Below are 18,518 nucleotides of genomic sequence, written 5' to 3'. Positions count from 1 at the left end.
TGTGAGGAGTTCGACCATGTCTTCTGCCAAGAATATTGCCGCCGTGGAAAAGGGTTTTGCCCACACGGGGGCCCACCTGGTGCGCGACGTCAGCCTGCCCGCGCTGGTGCTGCATCGCGAAGCGCTGGAACACAACATCCGCTGGATGCAGGACTTTGTCAGCAACAGCGGCGCGCAGCTTGCGCCACACGGCAAGACCAGCATGGCCCCGGCGCTGTTCCGCCGGCAACTGGACGCCGGCGCCTGGGGCATCACCCTGGCCAGCGCCACGCAAACCCGCGCAGCCTATGCCCACGGCGTGCACCGGGTACTGATGGCCAACCAGTTGGTCGGCACCCCGAACATGGCGTTGATTGCCGATCTTCTGGCTGATCCGAATTTTGACTTCCATTGCATGGTCGATCACCCGGACAACGTCGCCGACCTCGGCGCCTATTTCGCTTCGCGGGGTGTGCGCCTGAACGTGATGATCGAGTACGGCGTGGTCGGCGGTCGTTGCGGTTGCCGCAGTGAACAGGAAGTGCTCGACCTGGCGTCGGCCATTGCCGCGCAACCGGCTCTGGCGCTTACCGGGATCGAGGGGTACGAAGGGGTGATTCACGGCGACCACGCGGTGAGCGGCATCCGCGCTTTCGCCGGCTCCCTGGTGCGTCTGGCCGTGCAGTTGCAGGACAGCGGCACCTTCGCGATTGCCAAGCCGATCATCACCGCTTCAGGTTCGGCCTGGTATGACTTGATCGCCGAGGAGTTCGAGGCGCAGAACGCAGGCGGTCGCTTCCTCAGCGTCTTGCGTCCTGGCAGCTATGTAGCGCACGACCATGGTATCTACAAGGAAGCGCAGTGCTGCGTGCTCGACCGCCGCAGCGATCTGCAGGAAGGCCTGCGCCCGGCGCTGGAGGTCTGGGCGCACGTGCAGTCGTTGCCTGAGCCGGGCTTTGCGGTGATTGCCCTGGGCAAGCGCGACGTGGCCTATGACGCCGGCTTGCCGGTGCCGTTGCTGCGTTACCGGGCCGGTGTGGTGCCGGCCAAGGGCGATGACGTGAGCGCCTGCAAGGTGACCGCCGTGATGGATCAGCATGCCTTCATGACCGTGGCGCCGGGGGTTGATTTGCGGGTGGGCGACATCATTTCGTTCGGCACTTCGCACCCGTGCCTGACGTTCGACAAATGGCGCGTGGGTTGTTTGGTGGATGAGCAATTGAACGTTGTCGAGACCATGGAGACCTGTTTCTAAGGCTTGAGACCGAGTCGCGGCCTTCGCGGGCAAGCCTCGCTCCTACAGAGGGAATGCGTTCCATTGTAGGAGCGAGGCTTGCCCGCGAAGGGGCCCTGACAGACAACAAAGAAACACCAGAGACCCCACAACATGCATACCATCAACACCCTGGCCCCCCACACCCCGCGCATCGCCCTGATCGGCGAATGCATGATCGAGTTGCAACACCGCGCCGACGGCAGTCTGCAACAGAGTTTCGGCGGCGATACGTTGAACACCGCGGTCTACCTGTCCCGGGAGCTGGGCGCGGCGGGATCGGTGGATTACGTCACCGCCCTGGGCGATGACAGTTTCAGCGATGCCATGTGCCAGAGCTGGGCCGCTGAAAACATTGGCCTGAGCAAGGTCCAGCGCTTGCCCGGGCGCTTGCCGGGGCTGTATTGCATCCAGACCGACGCCGCCGGCGAGCGGCGTTTTCTCTATTGGCGCAATGAAGCGGCGGTGCGCGATTGCTTCACCACCCCGGCCGCCGCGCCGATCCTGGCTGCGCTGCCGGATTACGACGTGTTGTATTTCAGCGGCATCACCCTCGCGGTACTCGGCGTACAAGGTCGGGAAAAGTTACTGGAAACCCTGATCGAAGCGCGCCAGCGTGATGCGCGGATCGTCTTCGACAACAACTACCGGCCGCGTTTGTGGGCCTCGGTGGAGGAGGCGCGGGTGGCTTACCGCAAGGTCCTGCCCTATGTCGACCTGGCGCTGCTGACCGTCGATGATGAGCAGGCGTTGTTCCATTTCGCCGATTGCGAGGCGGTGTTTGCAGCGTACGAGCAGATTGGCACGCCTGAAGTGGTGCTCAAGCGCGGCGCCGAGGCCTGTCTGATTCGTTGTGCTGGCGAGTCATTCGAAGTGCCGGCGCAGAAAGTCGAGCGGGTGGTGGATACCACGGCGGCGGGGGATTCGTTCAGTGCGGCGTACCTGGCCTCGCGGCTCAAGGGCGGGAGCCCGGTCGAGGCGGCTGGGGCGGGGCATCGGTTGGCGAGTCGGGTGATTCAGGTGCCTGGGGCTTTGATTCCCAAGTAAGTGGTGGATGGCCGCTGGCTGCGCCATCGGTTCGCTGGCAAGCCAGCTCCCACAGGTTTTATGGCGCGGCTGAAATCTGTGGCCATTTACAAATCCCTGGGGGAGCTGGCTTGCCAGCGATGGGGCCCGCAAGCCAACCAGTCAATCCCGGTAAAACACCTGCACCAGGTGATAGCCAAACTTGCTCTTGATCGGCCCATGCACCACCCGCAGCGGTTTCTTGAAGATCACCGCGTCGATCGCCCCGACCATCTGGCCCGGCCGCACTTCACCCAGGTCGCCGCCGCGTTTACCGGACGGGCAGGTGGAGTACTTCTTGGCCAGCACATCGAAGGCTTCGCCCTTGGCGATGCGTTGCTTGAGTTGCTCGGCTTCTTCCGAGGTTTTCACCAGGATATGGCGGGCTTGAGCTTTCATGGGGCAGATACCTTGTTACGGTAGTGGCAGCGAGGGGGCGCGATTATGCCCCAACTCACTGCGGTTGACCGATCATCGTGCGAATCTTGTTGGCCAGCAGATCAATGGAAAACGGTTTGGCCACCATGTCCATGCCTTCTTCGAGAAAGCCCTGGCGTTCGGCGGCCATCTGCGCGTAACCGGTCATGAACAGCACTTTCAGTTCCGGGCGATGCTGGCGCGCGATTTCCGCCAGTTGGCGTCCATTCATCCCGGGCAGCCCAACGTCGGTGACCAGCAGATCAACCCGCAAGTCGGATTCGAGCAAGGGCAGGGCCGTCTTCGCGTCTTCGGCTTCATAGGCGTGATAACCCAGCTCCTTGAGCAGATCGGTGACCAGCATGCGCACCGCCGGGTCGTCTTCCACCAGCACCACCGTTTCGCCGGCAATCGCCGACGGTGCTTCGCTGACCACGGGCGACAGCACATCCTGCGGCTCGACGCCTCGCAGTCTCGGCAAGTACAGGCGCACGCTGGTGCCCTGGCCGGGCAGACTGAACAGGGTCACGTGGCCACCCGACTGCTGGGCGAAACCGTAGATCATCGACAACCCAAGCCCGGTACCCTGGCCGATGGGTTTGGTGGTGAAGAACGGGTCGAATGCCTTGGACAATACCTTGGGCGTCATGCCGGTGCCGTTGTCGCTGACCGCGATCATCAGGTAATCCCCGGCCTTGACCGGTTCCAGGGTGGTGATATCACTGCCGTCGAGGTAGACATTGGCGGTTTCGATGCACATCTGGCCACCCTCGGGCATGGCGTCCCGGGCGTTGATCACCAGGTTGAGCAGGGCGTTTTCCAGTTGACTGACGTCGGTGCTGACCGGCCAGGCATCTTCGGCCAGTTGCAGCTTGAGTTCGATGTGGTCGCCCTTGGTCCGGCTGAGCAAATCTTCCAGGGAGTGGATCAGGTCGTTGGCGTTCAGCGTCTTGCGATCCAGCGACTGACGCCTCGAGAACGCCAGCAGCCGATGGGTGAGGGCGGCGGCGCGATTGGCCGAGGACACCGCGGCCTCGGTGAAACGGCTGACTTCGGCGGCGCGGCCGTCGGCGATGTAGCGCTGCATCAGGTCCAGGCTGCCGATGATTCCAGTGAGCATATTGTTGAAGTCATGGGCGATGCCGCCGGTGAGCTGGCCCAGCGCTTCCATCTTCTGCGCATGCCGCAGGGCTTCTTCGGCGCGCTCGCGTTCGAACATCTCGCTCAGCAGTTTTTCGTTGGCCTCGGCCAATTGTCGGGTGCGGGCACTCACCCGTTCTTCGAGGGTTTCGTTGAGGTTGCGTAGCGCTTCTTCGGTCTGTTTGCGCTCGGTTTCGTCGATGACGAAGATGTAGAAACCATTCACCGCGCCATCCGCGCCGTGACGCGGCAGGTAATTCATCAGCGCCTGGCGCATGCTGCCGTCGCGGTGCGGGGTGCTGATGCTGAAGCAGCAGGGCTTGCCGGTCAGGGCCTGGGCGATGTGCTCGGCACGCAAGGCGTAGGCCTCATCACCCAGCACTTCGCGAATGGTGCGGCCATAGAGTTCCTGGGGCGTCAGGCCATACCAGTCCAGGTAGGCGGCGTTGTTCAGGCGAAAGCGCTCCTCGCGATCAACGTAGCTGATCAGGATCGGCATGGCGTTGATGATCAACTGCAGCTCGGTCTGGCTCTGGCGCAAGGCCTGCTCGGTGTTCTTGCGATCGGTCAGGTCGAGGGCCGCGCCGAGGAAGCGGATCGGCCGCCCATGGTGATCCTTGTAGCAGCGTCCGCGGGCGAACACCCAGCGCAACTGGCCATCAGGCTGCAGCAGGCGGTATTCCTCGGCATATTCGCTGCCGTGGGTGATGCAATGCTTGATGCTGCGGGCGATCAGGGCGCGGTCTTCAGGATGGACGCCGTGCAGGTATTCGCTGATGGGCAGCTGGCCGGACAGGGCCGGCTCGATGCCGTGCAATTGGGCGAAGTGAGCGTCGGCGATGAAGCGGTCCTGACTGATGTCCCAATCCCAGGTGCCGACCGCGTCGGTGGCGGCGAGGGCCAGTTGCAGGCGTTCTTCGGTGTCTTGCTGGGCCTTGAGGCTCGCGGCGGAACGCTGTTCCAGTTCGAGGGCGATGCGCCGGCGTTCGTTGGTTTCGATGGCGGTGACCAGGATCCCGGCGACTTGGGCGTCTTCATCGCGGATAGGGCTATAGGTCAGGTCAAGCCAGAAGTCGGAATCGATACCGTCGCGCTGCAGGGTAAAGCGCTGTTCGCTGTAGGTTCGCACCTGGCCTTGTAGGACTGCGCTGTAAATCGGGTCGGTAAAGTCCTTTAATTCGGGCCAGATCTGGTGGGTTGGCTGTCCGAAAGCGTGCGGATGCTTGCTGCCGGCCAGCAGTGCGAAGCCGTCGTTGTAGATCTGCGTCAGCTGCGGCCCCCAGAGCAGCAGCATCGGCATCGGCGAATGAATCACGATGTCCACGGCGGTACGCAGGCTCTGTGGCCAGGTGCCAGCAGCGCCCAGGGGGCTGTTTGCCCAGTCGAGTCTGGCAATCAAGGCCTGGGCATCGCTGCCGGTCGGTGATGCGTTCATCAAGATGTCCTGCACAAAAGTCGGTGTGGCGGCGTCAACTATCCTTGCAGGGCAGTAGACGCTGGATGACCTGCTTCAGGTCATTTTTTAACATTGAATGCTTCGTAGGTGCTTTTTGCCATGGAAATCGACGCGTTGTTAAGCCGCCTGGCCAGCCAGGATGGCTCTGATCTCTACCTGTCCACCGGCGCGCCGCCCAGTGCGCGATTCGACGGAGTGCTCACCGCCCTGGCGGACCGACCGTTCAAGCCGGGAGAAATCGCTGTGATTGCTGCGTCCATCATGGACGCCGAACAGCGCCTTGAGTTCGATCGGGACCTGGAAATGAACCTGGCGATCTCCCCGCCCGGGATCGGACGCTTTCGGGTGAACATCTTCAAGCAGCGTAACGATGTGTCGATGGTCGTGCGCAACGTCAAGCTCGACATACCACGCTTCGAAGACCTCAAGTTGCCGTCGGTGTTGCTTGAAACGGTGATGCTCAAGCAAGGGCTGATGCTGTTCGTCGGCGCTACCGACTCGGGCAAGTCTACCTCGCTGGCGGCGTTGATCGACTACCGTAATCGTCACGGTAGCGGCCACATCGTCACCATCGAAGACCCGATCGAGTACATCCACCGGCACCAGCGATCGATCATCAACCAGCGCGAAGTCGGTGTCGACACCCGCAGTTTTCATGCTGCGTTGAAAAATGCCCTGCGCCAGGCGCCGGACGTGGTGCTGATCGGCGAGATCAGCGACCGCGAAACCATGGAGCATGCCTTGGCGTTTGCCGATTCCGGGCACCTGGTGATCTCCACGCTGCACGCCCACAACGCCAGCCAGGCGCTCGATCGCATTATCAATTTTTTTCCTGAAGAGCGCCGGGGACAACTGCTTAACGATCTGGGCAACAACCTCAAGGCCTTTGTGTCGCAGCGTCTGGTACGTAGCGTTGATGGCCAGCGGCGTGCTGCGGTAGAGGTGATGCTGGGAACGCCGACCGTTGGTGGCTTGATCCGGCGTAATGAGTTTTCCGAGCTCAAAGGGGTGATGGAGAAGTCGGTGGCGCTGGGGATGCAAACGTTTGACGGGGCGCTGTTCGAGTTGGTCGCAGAAGGTGTGATCGACGAGGAAGAAGCGTTGAAACATGCAGATTCGGTGAACAACCTGCGATTGCGGTTGAAGTTGCACGGCGATACAACGCGAGGTTCTGCACAATCGTCAGGTGACTGGGGCTTGATGGATTGACCCATACCCTTGTAGGAGCGAGCCTGCTCGCGATGGTCGCAAACGATAACGCGGGATGCCTGAATCCCCGCGGTGCCCGGACCTCCATCGCGAGCAGGCTCGCTCCTACAGGGGAGGCTGTGTTTCAGTCCTGGAGTTCGGGGCGATCGCGGAACTGCTCGAGCGCCTCGGGATTGGCCAGCGCATCGGTGTTTTTCACCTTCTGCCCATGCACCACATTGCGCACCGCCAGCTCGACGATTTTGCCGCTGATGGTCCGGGGAATGTCGGTCACCGCGACAATCTTCGCCGGCACATGACGCGGCGTGGTGTTGGCGCGAATGACCTGGCGGATCTGCTGCTGCAGCGCATCATCCAGTTCCACACCCTCGTGCAAGCGCACAAACAGCACCACCCGCACGTCGTCCTGCCATTGCTGACCGATGGCCACGCTGTCGAGCACCTGCGGGATTTTCTCCACTTGCCGATAGATTTCCGCCGTGCCGATACGCACGCCGCCGGGATTGAGCACGGCGTCGGAGCGCCCATGGATCATCATCGCGCCATGGGGCAGTTGTTCGGCGTAGTCGCCCTGGGCCCAGACACCGGGAAATTGACTGAAGTAGGACGCCTGGAGCTTTGCGCCATCGGGGTCGTTCCACAGGCCGATCGGCATCGCCGGGAAGTGCCGCGTACACACCAGTTCGCCCTTTTCGCCAATGACCGCCCGGCCCTCGTCGTTCCACACCTCCACGGCCATGCCCAGGCTCTTGCCCTGTATTTCGCCGCGGCGCACCGGCTGCCAGGGGTTGCCGTTGACAAAGCACGAGACGATGTCGGTGCCGCCCGACATCGAGGCCAGGCACAGGTCGGCCTTGAAATCGCGATAGACGTAGTCGTAGCTCTGCGGCGACAGCGCGGAGCCGGTGCAGAGCAAAGTCTTGAGGCTGCCCAGGTCATGGCTTTGCCCAGGCTTCACGCCGCTGCTTTGCAGGGTGGCGAGGTACTTGGGGCTGGTGCCGAACACCGTGATGCGCTCGTCGTCGATCAGGTCGATCAAGCGTTGGGCATCCGGGTGGAACGGCGAGCCGTCGTACAGCACCACGGCGCTGCCCACCGCCAGGGCCGAGACCAGCCAGTTCCACATCATCCAGCCGCAGGTGGTGTAGTAGAACAGGCGATCACCGGGGCCGAGATCGCAATGCAGGCCGTGTTCCTTGACGTGTTGCAGCAGCACGCCACCGGTGCTGTGGATGATGCATTTGGGCACGCCAGTGGTGCCGCTGGAATAGAGGATGTACAGCGGATGGTCGAAAGGCACCGCAACGAAATCAGGGTCGCCACCAGGATCATAAAAATCGTCCCAAAGGGTGACGTTGGCCTGGGTACGGAAATCTTCGATGTGTGTTTCGGGCCGCGCATAAGGCACGATCACCAGCTGCTGCAACGATGGCAGGCGTTCGAGGATTTCGTTTACCTTGGCGCTCTGGTCGATCGCCTTGCCGGCGTAACGATAACCGGCGCAGGTGACCAGCACTTTCGGTTCGATCTGGCCGAAGCGGTCGATCACCCCTTGGGTGCCGAAATCAGGCGAGGAACAGGACCATATGGCCCCGAGGCTGGTGGTGGCGAGCATGGCCACCAAGGTTTGCCAGGTGTTGGGCATGCACGCCGCCACCCGGTCGCCAAGGCCGACACCGGCTGCGATCAAGCCATTCTGAAAGCCGGCGACATGCTCCGCTAATTCGGCCCAGGTCAAGTGTTCACGCTGGCCGTTTTCAGCCACGGCCACCACGGCCACGGCATCGTCTCGACGACTGAGCAGGTGTTCGGCGAAATTCAGGGTAGCGCCGGGGAACCACTGGGCGCTGGGCATCTGCGGGCCTTCCAGCAGTACGGCGTCGGGTTGCTCATGGAAGCGGATGTCGAAGAAGTCGACGATGGCCTGCCAGAAGTCCGGGCGCTGATCGATCGACCATTGGTGCAGGGCGGGGTAGTCGTCGATGTGCAGGTGGTGCCGTTGGATAATGAAGCGCCGAAACGCTTCCATGCGAGTCTTGCCGATGCGTTCGGCGGTGGGTTGCCACAGTACTTCGGACATGATGTGCCTCTTTTTTTTATCTGCAGAGTCATTCGCCTGTAGGAGCCAGCGATGCGGCGACCCGACTTGCCGGCGAAGAACGATGACGCGGTCTAACAGATACACGGCGGCGTCTGGTTCGCCGGCAAGTCGGGTCGCCGCATCGCTGGCTCCTACAGGCGATGACCGATAACTCGGTCCAGCGGGTGTTTACTGCGCCAACCACCCACCATCGATATTCCACGCCGCGCCCCGCACCTGGGTGCCAGCTTCGCTGCACAAAAACAGCACCAGTTCACCCAATTGCGGCGGCGTCACGAACTCCAGCGACGGCTGTTTCTCAGCCAGCAAATCGTGCTGCGCCTGTTGCAGGTCGATGCCCTTGGCGGCACGATCGTCGATCTGTTTCTGCACCAGCGGAGTCAGCACCCAGCCCGGGCAAATGGCATTGCAGGTGATGTTGCTGGTGGCCGTTTCCAGGGCGACGACCTTGGTCAGCCCTATCACGCCGTGCTTGGCGGCGACATAAGCGGCCTTGCCCGTCGAGCCCACCAGGCCATGCACCGAGGCGATGTTGATCACCCGGCCCCAGCCTTTGGCGCGCATGCCCGGCAGGGCAAGGCGGGTGCTGTGGAACACCGATGACAGGTTGATGGCGATGATCGAATCCCAGCGCTCCACCGGGAACTCGTCCACGGGGGCCACATGCTGGATGCCGGCGTTGTTGACCAGAATGTCGACGCCGCCGAATTCGCGCTCGGCGTAGGCGATCATGTCGGCGATCTGCGCCGGGTCGCTGACGTCGGCCGGATGATGGCCAACCTTGCCGCCGAACTGCTCTACTTCGGCAATCACTTTGGATGCATCGCCGAATCCGTTGAGAATCAGGTTGGCGCCAGCCTTGGCCAGGCTCAGGGCTATGCCTAAGCCAATGCCGCTGGTGGAGCCGGTAACCAGTGCGGTCTTGCCCGAAAGAGTCGTCATCAATACCTCACACAATGCCAGTGGCGTAGAAAGTGCCGATCACTACGAAAACCGCCAGGGTCTTGATCAGCGTAATACAGAAAATGTCTTTGTAGGCTTCGCGGTGGGTCAGGCCGGTCACCGCCAGCAAGGTAATCACCGCGCCGTTGTGCGGCAGGGTGTCCATGCCGCCGCTGGCCATGGCCGCTACCCGGTGCAGGACTTCCAGCGGGATGTTGGCGGCATGGGCCGCTGCGATGAAGTCATTGGCCATGGCCGCGAGCGCAATGCTCATACCGCCGGACGCTGAACCTGTGATGCCCGCCAGCAGGGTCACGGTGATCGCTTCGTTGACCAGCGGGTTAGGGATGCTTTTGAGCCAGTCGGCCAGCACCAGAAAGCCTGGCAACGACGCAATCACCGCACCGAAGCCGTATTCCGACGCCGTGTTCATCGCTGCCAACAATGAACCGCTGACCGCACTTCGGCTGCCTTCGGCCAACTTGCCGCGAATTGCCTGGAAGCCGAACACCAACACCATGATGATGCCGACCAGCAATGCCGCCTGAACGGCCCAGATCGCCGTGAGCTTGGCGATTTCGGTGGTTACCGGCGCGGCCATGCCCGGCAGCGCAAGACTGTGGGTCTTGCCGTACCACTGTGGAATCCACTGGGTAAACAACAGGTTCATGATGCCCACGGCCAACAGCGGCGACAGTGCGATCCACGGATTGGGGAGTTTGATGTCGGCAGCGGTTTCCGGCTCGTTGCGCAGTTCGGTGCCATAGCCTTCGCCGCTAAGCTGAGCCTTGTTGCGCTGGCGCTGCAGAAACAGCATGCCGGCGCAGACCACGAAGATCGAGCCGATCAAACCCAGCCATGGCGCCGCCCAGGCGGTGGTGTTGAAGAAGGTGCTGGGGATGATGTTCTGGATCTGCGGGGTGCCAGGCAGGGCGTCCATGGTGAACGAAAAGGCGCCGAGGGCGATGGTCGCCGGGATCAGGCGCTTGGGGATGTTACTCTGGCGGAACATTTCCGCGGCAAACGGGTAAACCGCAAACACCACCACGAACAGCGAAACGCCACCGTACGTCAGCAGGGCGCAGACCAGCACGATCACCAGCATCGCCTGGCGGGTGCCGAGCACGCGAATGGCCGCCGCGACGATGGAGCGCGAGAAACCGGACAACTCGATGAGTTTGCCGAACACCGCGCCCAGCAGGAAGACAGGGAAATACAGTTTGATGAAACCGACCATTTTCTCCATGAACACCCCGGTGAAGGCGGGGGCGACGGCGGAAGGATCGGTGAACAGGACGGCGCCGAGGGCGGCAATCGGGGCAAAAAGGATAACGCTGTAGCCACGGTAAGCAGCCAGCATCAGCAGCGCGAGGGCTGCCAAGGCAATGATCACACTCATGGTGTGTCTCCTGGATTGTTATTTTTGTGTGGGTGGATCTTTTGTGGGGAAGGGCTTTAGCGAGTTTCGTGCCAGATATTTAAGTTATTGAAATATAAGGAAATTGATTTTATTGGTGGTGGTGCGCGATGTAATTGTCTCTGTTTTGAGATTTATAGCGGCCGGGCGGGCGCCTTCGCGGGCAAGCCTCGCTCCTACAGGGAATTGTGTCAGACACAAATTTCGGGAACAGGGTGACCTTTGTAGGAGCGAGGCTTGCCCGCGAAGAGGCCCTGTCTACCAATAGAGATATATATCTCTTTACTGAGACTCTGCAATCCCCAACGCCACCATCTTCTTGTACAAGGTCGACCGCCCCAACCCCAACCGCGCCGCCGCTTCAATCACCTTGCCCCCGCATTGCGCCAGGGCCGCTTCAATCAATTGCCGGTCAAAGCGCTCACGCGCCGCACTGAACGTCTCATGCTCCACGACTTCCGCAGGCAACGGCGCCACGCGCTCTATCGGCGTAAAAGTCCCGATCGCCGCACGGATGTCCGCCACCGTCAGCCGCAGATCATCACTGAGCAACGCCGCCCGCTCCAGCACGTTGCGCAGTTCTCGAATGTTCCCCGGCCAGGCGTGTTGACCCAGGAGCGCGAGCGCTTCGCTGTTCAGTTCGTGCTGGCTGCGCAACTCTTCGAGGATCGCTTCACTGAGGGCGGGCAGGTCGTCGAGACGCTCGCGCAGCGGTGGCACCTGGATCGGCAGGACGTTGAGGCGGTAGTACAAATCGGCGCGAAACTCGCCACGCTTGATTGCCGCCTCCAGGTCGGTCGAGGTTGCGGCGACCACCCGCACATCGCTCTGGATCACCTCGTTGGAGCCCACCGGTTCGAATTCCTTTTCCTGCAGCACCCGCAGCAATTTGCTTTGCAGGGGCAACGGCATGTCGCCGATTTCATCGAGGAACAGCGTACCGCCCTGGGCGATCTGCAGTTTGCCGGCGCGGCCTTTGCGGTCGGCGCCGGTGTAGGCACCCGGGGCGGTGCCGAAGAATTCGGCTTCAAGCAGTGCTTCGGGGATGGCCGCACTGTTGATGCTGACAAACGCCTTGTGTGCTCGCGGCGAGGCACTGTGGATCGCCTGTGCCAGCAATTCCTTGCCGGTGCCGGTTTCACCGAGCAGCAACACCGGCGAGTCGGTACTGGCGCTGCGCCTTGCCCGGCGCTTGACTTCCAGGCTGGCGGCGCTGGTGCCGATGAAGTGGGCGAAGTTGTAGCGGGTCTGACGCGAGCGCAGCAGCGAGCGCGTGGAAGCCAGTTCTTGCTGCATGCTCATGTAGCGCTTGAGCATCGGCGACAGGCTGCGCAATTCGTCGAACAAGGCAAAGCCGATGGCACCGATCACCTCACCGGAGTCGTCGTGGATCGGCAGGCGCATGACCACCAGCGGTTCCTTGGAGGTGTCCTGCATGTCGAGCAGGATCGGTCGGCCGGTGCGCACCACCTCGCGCAGCAGGCTGCCGGGGATGACGCTTTCGCAGGCCTTGCCAATCGCGCCTTCGGCCGATGGAAGGCCAAAGCGCTTGGCATAGCGTTCGTTCATCCAGACGATGTTGGCGTCGCGGTCGACTATCACCGTCCCCTCACTTGACTGCTCGATGATCTCGAACAGCGAGCGGATCGCCAGCAGGCGTACGCGCTGGTAGTCCTTGAGGCTTTCGGTGGTGTTCATGGGGGATGATCCTGATTATGTGTTGCCTGGGCTGGCCTCCTCACTGTAGGAGCCAGGCTTGCCGGCGAAGAACGATAACGCGGTGCAACAGATACACCGCAGCGTTTGGTTCGCCGGCAAGCCTGGCTCCTACAGAAAGCGACGCGGTCTGACTGGATTATGCCTGCCCCACATGCGCCGCCGCCAACAGCTCTTTGGTGTACGGATGCTGCGGCGAATCGAACACGTCGTGGCTGGCGCCGCGTTCGACCACCTTGCCGTCCTTGATCACGATCATGTCGTGGGCCAGGGCGCGCACCACCGCCAGGTCATGGCTGATGAAAAGATAGGTCAACCCATGCTTTTCCTGAAGCTGACGTAGCAGGGCGACCACCTGTTTCTGCACGGTGCGATCCAGCGCCGAGGTGGGTTCGTCCAGCAGGATCAGCGCGGGCTTGAGTACCAGCGCCCGGGCGATGGCGATGCGCTGGCGCTGGCCACCAGAGAACTCGTGGGGGTAGCGATGCCGGCTTTGCGGGTCGAGCCCGACTTCCTGCAGCGCCCGGATCACCTCGGCGTTGCATTGCTCGGCGTTCAGCTGGCTATGCACCTCCAGGCCTTCGCTGATGATCTGCGCCACGGACATGCGCGGGCTGAGACTGCCAAACGGGTCCTGGAACACCACCTGCATTTTCTTGCGCCACGGTCGCAACTGTTTCTGTGTCAGGCCATCGAGCGCCTGGCCCTGGAAGTGAATAGCGCCCTCGGAGTCCAGCAGGCGCAGGATCGCCTGGCCGAGGGTGGACTTGCCGGAACCTGACTCGCCGACGATGCCCAGGGTCTTGCCGCGCTGGATGCTCAGGCTGATGCCGTCCACGGCCTTGAGGTAAGTCTTGCGCCGGAACAGTCCGCCACCGACGGCGAATTGCACCCGCAGGTCGTGCACTTCCAGGACTTTCTCGCGTTCGTCCCGGGGCAGGGCTTCGCCTTCCGGCTCTGCGTTTAGCAGCACGCAGCTGTAAGGGTGTTTCGGTGCGGTGAACATCGTCTCGCAGGTGGCTTGCTCGACGATTTCCCCGGCCTTCATCACGCAGACGCGCTGGGCAATGCTGCGCACCAGATTGAGGTCGTGGCTGATCAGCAGCAGCGACATGCCCAGTCGCTGCTGCAGCGACTTGAGCAGCAGCAGGATCTTGCGCTGCACCGTCACGTCCAGCGCGGTGGTCGGTTCATCGGCGATCAACAATTCCGGCTCGCAGGCCAGGGCCATGGCAATCATCACCCGTTGGCGCTGGCCACCGGATAGCTGATGGGGGTACGACTTGAGCCGTTCCTGGGGGTTCTGGATGCCCACCAGATGCAGCAATTCGAGAATCCGCGCTTGCGCCACTTTGCCGGCCAGGCCCTTGTGCACCAGCAAGGTTTCGCCGATCTGCTTTTCGATACTGTGCAGCGGGTTCAGGGAGGTCATCGGCTCCTGGAAGATCATCGCGATGCGATTGCCCCGCAGTTCACGCAATTTGCGCGCATCGGCGCCCACCAGTTCCTGGCCGCGATAACGGATGCTGCCGCTCGTCTCGGTACCGCATTCAGGCAGCAATTGCAGGATCGAGTGCGCCGTCACCGACTTGCCCGAGCCTGACTCGCCCACCAGCGCCAGGCATTCGCCGGGGCGGATGTCCAGGCACAGGTCGCGCACCACGGTTTGGCCGTTGAAGGCGACGCTGAGGTCACGGATTTCGATCAGGTTGGTCATATCAACAGTCCGCTTCACGAACGGGGGTCAAAGGCGTCGCGCAAGGCTTCGCCGATGAACACCAGTAGAGAAAGAATCAACGCCAGGGTGAAAAACGCCGTCAGGCCCAACCACGGCGCCTGCAGGTTCTGCTTGCCCTGGCCGATCAACTCACCCAGCGACGCACTGCCGGCCGGCATGCCGAAACCGAGGAAGTCCAGCGCGGTGAGGGTCGAGATGGCCCCGGTAAGAATGAACGGCAGGTAGCTCAAGGTCGCGTTCATGGCGTTGGGCAGGATATGCCGCACGATAACCTTGCGGTCGGTGAGGCCCAGGGCGCGGGCCGCCTTGACGTATTCCAGATTGCGCCCGCGCAGGAATTCGGCGCGCACCACGTCCACCAGGGCCAGCCAGGAAAACAGCGCCATGATCCCCAGCAACCACCAGAAATTCGGCTCGACGAACCCCGAGAGGATAATCAGCAAATACAGCACCGGCAGCCCGGACCAGACCTCCAGCAGCCGCTGGCCGAGCAAGTCGACCCAGCCACCGTAATAACCCTGCAGGGCACCTGCGGCGATGCCGATCAGCGCGCTGACGAAGGTCAGCATCAAGGCAAACAGGATCGATACCCGTGCGCCGAAAATCACCCGCGCCAATACGTCTCGCGCCTGATCGTCGGTGCCCAGCCAGTTCACCTCCGAAGGTGGGCTCGGCGCCGGTTTGTTCAGGTCGTAGTTGGGTGTGTCGTCACTGAAGGGGATGGGCGGGAACAGCAGCCAGCCACCGTCCTTCTTGATCAGGTTCTGCACATAATCGCTGCGGTAATCGGCCTGGAACGGCAGTTGACCGCCGAACTCCTGCTCGGTGTAGCGCTTGAGTGCCGGGAAGTACAACGAACCCTGGTAGCTGACCACCAGCGGTTTGTCATTGGCGATCAGCTCGCCACCCAAAGTCAGCAGGAACAGCCCGACAAACAACCACAGCGACCACCAGCCGCGGCGGTTTTTCTTGAAACGCTCGAAGCGGCGTCGGCCTAATGGCGAAAGCTTCAACATCAGGCGTTCCTCGCAGCGAAGTCGATGCGCGGATCGACCAAGGTGTAGCACAGGTCGCCGACGAGTTTTATCAGCAGGCCGAACAGCGTGAAAATGAACAGCGAGCCGAACACCACCGGGTAGTCCCGTGACACGGCCGCTTCGTAGCTCATGCGACCCAGGCCATCGAGGGAGAAAATCACTTCGATCAGCAGGGATCCGGCAAAAAACACGCTGATGAACGCCTGGGGAATCCCCGACACCACCAGCAACATGGCGTTGCGAAACACGTGGCCGTACAGCACCCGGCGTTCACTCAGGCCCTTGGCGCGGGCGGTGACCACGTACTGGCGGGTGATTTCATTGAGGAACGAGTTCTTGGTCAAGATGGTCAGGGTGGCGAAACCGCCAATCACCAGCGCGGTCACCGGCAGCACCAGGTGCCAGAAGTAATCGACGACCTTGCCCAGGGTCGACAGCGACTCGAAATTGTCCGAGACCAGTCCGCGTACCGGGAACCAGTTAAGTGAGGTGCCGCCGGCGAACACCACGATCAGGAACATGGCGAACAGGAAAGCCGGCATGGCATAGCCGATGATGATCGCGGTGCTGCTCCAGACATCGAAATGACTGCCGTGGTGCACGGCCTTGCGAATGCCCAGGGGAATCGACACCAGGTAGGTGATCAGCGTCGCCCAGAGCCCGAGGGAGATGGTGACCGGCATTTTTTCCAGGATCAGGTCGGTGACGGTGGCGCCGCGAAAGAAGCTTTTGCCGAAGTCCAGGCGCGCGTAGCTGGTGAGCATCAACCACAGTCGTTGCGGCGCCGGTTTATCGAAGCCGTATTGCTTTTCGATGTCCTTGATCAGCTTTGGATCGAGGCCGCGGCTGGCCCGGGAATGGCCCATGGTCTCGCTCGAGCCGCCACCGACGCCGCCCCCGCCAATGCCCTGCAGGTGCGCGATAGCCTGTTCCACCGGACCACCTGGGGCGGCCTGGACGATGACGAAGTTGACCAGGAGAATGATCACCAGTGTCGGGATGATCAGCAGCAGGCGCCGTACGATATAAGCCCACATCAATGCGGTCCTCCGGGTCTGCCACGACGGATGCGCTCGGCGGTCATCTGCTGGTTGGTCAGCGGCGTGGTGCTCATTTCCCACCAGCTCTCGATGGCTTCGTCATTGCTCGCCTGCACGTTCGGTATGCCGAAGCGATTCCACCATACGGTCGAGGTGCCTGGCGGGTAATAGTTGGGAATCCAGTAATAGTTCCATTGCAGCACCCGGTCGAGCGCGTGGGCATAGTGCAACATGTCGGCCTGGGTGTTGGCGCGGATCAGGCCGTTGATCAGGGTATCCACCGCCGGGTTCTGCAACACCATGTAGTTGTTGGCGCCGGGATCAAGGGCCGAGACCGAGCCGAAGTAGTTGATCAGTTCGCCCCCGGGAGAAGTGGTAACCGGATAGCCGGTGACGATCATGTCGTAGTCGCGGCTCATCAGGCGATTGACGTACTGGGACGAGTCGATGCGGCGGATGTTCAGGTCGATGCCGATCTGTTTCAGGGTGCGCTTGTAGGGCAGGAGCAAGCGGTCCATGCCGTTCTGGCTGACCAGGAAGGTGAAGCTCAGTGGCTCGCCGTCGGCGTTCACCAGTTGATCGCCCCGGGGTTTCCACCCGGCCTGTTCGAGCAGGTCCAGGGCTTGCAACTGCTTGTCACGAATCAAGCCGCTGCCATCGGTTTTTGGGGGTTCGAACACCTGGCTGAAGACTTCATCGGGGACCTGTCCACGCAAGGGTTCCAGGATCGCCAGCTCGACGGCATCGGGTAACTGCCGGGCGGCCAGGTCAGTATTGGAAAAGTAGCTCTGCTGGCGGATGTACAGGTTGCGCATCATCTGCCGGTTGCTCCATTCGAAATCCCAGAGCATCGCCAGCGCCTGGCGCACCCGGCGATCCTGGAACATCGGTTTTTGCAGGTTGAACACGAAACCCTGGGCCGATTGTGGCGCTTCGGTGGCCAGGTGCGCCTTTTGCAGGCGACCGTCGCTCAGGGCCGGGCTTTCGTAGCCAATGGAGTAGCCGGTGGCGGAAAACTCGCGGTTGTAGTCGTAGGCGCCACCGCGCAATACCTGGCGCGCGACATCGGTATCGCCGAAGTACTCGATGCTGAAATGGTCGAAGTTGTACAGCCCGAGGCTGACCGGCAGGTCCTTGCCCCACCAGTCGGGGTTGCGCTCGAAGGTGATACTGCGCCCCGAGTCGACCTTGCCGACCTTGTACGGTCCGCTGCCCAGGGGCGGCTCGTAACCGCCGCCATCGGCAAAGTCACGGGTCTTCCACCAGTGTTCGGGAAGCACTGGCAAGGTCGCGATGTCCAGCGGCAGGGTACGGTTTTCGTTGTTCTTGAAGTCAAAGCGCACGGTCAGTGGAGACTCGACTTCCACGCCCTTGACGTCGGCGAATTGCGTGCGATAGCGCAGGCTGCCCTGGGTCATCAACAGGTCGAAGGTGTAACGCACGTCCTGGGCAGTGATCGGCGTGCCATCGGCGAATTGCGCCTTGGGGTTGAGGTAGAAACGCAGGGACAGGCCGTCGTCGGAGCGTTCCATTTGCTGCGCCACCAGGCCGTACACCGTGTAAGGCTCGTCCAGCGAGCGCTGTGCCAGGGGGGAGTAGAGCAGGCCATCGATCTGCGTCACACCGATGCCCTTGTCTATATAAGGCAGCACGTGATCGAAATGCCCGATCTCGATCGCCGAGCGGCGCATCGTCCCGCCCTTGGGCGCCAGTGGGTTGGTGTAGGCAAAATGGCTGAAGCCGGTAGGGTACTTGGCGGGCTCGCCGTATACGGTCAACGCATGTAGCGGTGCGGCATTCACACCAACGGCGCCCAGGAGCAGGGCCACGGCAGTGAACAACAAAGTCGGGAAAGCCAGTCGCATTGTCAGCCTTAGAGCCGGGGATCGTTAAGCACAATTTGTACGCTAGCGGCGCGTCCCTCGCCAGCCGAATTACGTATCTGAAACACGACGGCCCACCAGAGGGCGGGCCGTTGCACAGCAAAT

At 61.9% G+C, this 18,518-nt stretch carries 13 protein-coding genes; 3 read left to right on the top strand and 10 right to left on the bottom strand.

The window, feature by feature from the left end:
• Nucleotides 1-16: 16 nt before the first annotated feature.
• Nucleotides 17-1,234, top strand: a complete 1,218-nt coding sequence (locus OH720_RS18790) for an amino acid deaminase (protein WP_272602409.1) — start codon at nt 17-19, stop codon at nt 1,232-1,234.
• 132 nt (nt 1,235-1,366) lie between these two features.
• Nucleotides 1,367-2,299, top strand: a complete 933-nt coding sequence (locus OH720_RS18785) for a sugar kinase (protein ID WP_272602408.1) — start codon at nt 1,367-1,369, stop codon at nt 2,297-2,299.
• 141 nt (nt 2,300-2,440) lie between these two features.
• Here the strand turns inward: OH720_RS18785 and OH720_RS18780 are convergent, their stop codons facing one another.
• Together OH720_RS18780 and OH720_RS18775 are read right to left on the bottom strand one after the other, a co-directional pair.
• Nucleotides 2,441-2,716: a peptidylprolyl isomerase gene (locus OH720_RS18780; protein ID WP_007933743.1), complete on the bottom strand. Its 276-nt coding sequence runs from the start codon at nt 2,714-2,716 to the stop codon at nt 2,441-2,443.
• 55 nt (nt 2,717-2,771) lie between these two features.
• Nucleotides 2,772-5,309 carry a PAS domain-containing hybrid sensor histidine kinase/response regulator gene (locus tag OH720_RS18775; protein ID WP_272602407.1) on the bottom strand — a complete coding sequence of 846 codons (2,538 nt, stop codon included), beginning with the start codon at nt 5,307-5,309 and terminating at the stop codon, nt 2,772-2,774.
• A 120-nt stretch (nt 5,310-5,429) separates the two neighbouring features.
• Here OH720_RS18775 and OH720_RS18770 point away from each other — a divergent pair, with 120 nt between their 5' ends.
• Complete coding sequence (locus tag OH720_RS18770; protein WP_272602406.1) at nt 5,430-6,539, top strand: PilT/PilU family type 4a pilus ATPase; 1,110 nt, start codon at nt 5,430-5,432, stop codon at nt 6,537-6,539.
• A 124-nt stretch (nt 6,540-6,663) separates the two neighbouring features.
• On the opposite strand, the gene OH720_RS18765 is transcribed toward OH720_RS18770, so the two are convergent.
• The 8 genes from OH720_RS18765 to OH720_RS18730 all read right to left on the bottom strand — a co-directional run bounded on the left by OH720_RS18765 (nt 6,664) and on the right by OH720_RS18730 (nt 18,395).
• Nucleotides 6,664-8,619, bottom strand: a complete 1,956-nt coding sequence (locus OH720_RS18765; RefSeq protein ID WP_272602405.1) for an acetoacetate--CoA ligase — start codon at nt 8,617-8,619, stop codon at nt 6,664-6,666.
• A gap of 189 nt (nt 8,620-8,808) precedes the next feature.
• On the bottom strand, nt 8,809-9,582 hold the full coding sequence (hbdH, locus tag OH720_RS18760; RefSeq protein WP_272602404.1) for a 3-hydroxybutyrate dehydrogenase: 774 nt from the start codon (nt 9,580-9,582) through the stop codon (nt 8,809-8,811).
• Nucleotides 9,583-9,589: 7 nt separating this feature from the next.
• Nucleotides 9,590-10,981 carry a GntP family permease gene (locus OH720_RS18755; RefSeq protein ID WP_180205459.1) on the bottom strand — a complete coding sequence of 464 codons (1,392 nt, stop codon included), beginning with the start codon at nt 10,979-10,981 and terminating at the stop codon, nt 9,590-9,592.
• Between the two features lie 300 nt (nt 10,982-11,281).
• Complete coding sequence (locus OH720_RS18750) at nt 11,282-12,697, bottom strand: sigma-54 interaction domain-containing protein (RefSeq protein WP_272602403.1); 1,416 nt, start codon at nt 12,695-12,697, stop codon at nt 11,282-11,284.
• A gap of 157 nt (nt 12,698-12,854) precedes the next feature.
• Nucleotides 12,855-14,432, bottom strand: a complete 1,578-nt coding sequence (locus OH720_RS18745; RefSeq protein ID WP_272602402.1) for an ABC transporter ATP-binding protein — start codon at nt 14,430-14,432, stop codon at nt 12,855-12,857.
• Between the two features lie 14 nt (nt 14,433-14,446).
• Nucleotides 14,447-15,469 carry an ABC transporter permease gene (locus OH720_RS18740; protein ID WP_272602401.1) on the bottom strand — a complete coding sequence of 341 codons (1,023 nt, stop codon included), beginning with the start codon at nt 15,467-15,469 and terminating at the stop codon, nt 14,447-14,449.
• Nucleotides 15,469-16,527 carry a microcin C ABC transporter permease YejB gene (locus OH720_RS18735; RefSeq protein ID WP_272602400.1) on the bottom strand — a complete coding sequence of 353 codons (1,059 nt, stop codon included), beginning with the start codon at nt 16,525-16,527 and terminating at the stop codon, nt 15,469-15,471. The genes OH720_RS18740 and OH720_RS18735 overlap by 1 nt, the downstream gene beginning before the upstream one ends.
• Nucleotides 16,527-18,395, bottom strand: a complete 1,869-nt coding sequence (locus OH720_RS18730) for an extracellular solute-binding protein (RefSeq protein ID WP_272602399.1) — start codon at nt 18,393-18,395, stop codon at nt 16,527-16,529. Before OH720_RS18730 ends, OH720_RS18735 begins: the two co-directional genes overlap by 1 nt.
• Nucleotides 18,396-18,518: the final 123 nt, after the last annotated feature.

The sequence above is a fragment of the Pseudomonas sp. WJP1 genome (assembly GCF_028471945.1).
Lineage (GTDB): Bacteria > Pseudomonadota > Gammaproteobacteria > Pseudomonadales > Pseudomonadaceae > Aquipseudomonas.
Note: the sequence above shows the minus strand (reverse complement) of the source record. Positions and strands in the feature narration are given on the sequence as shown.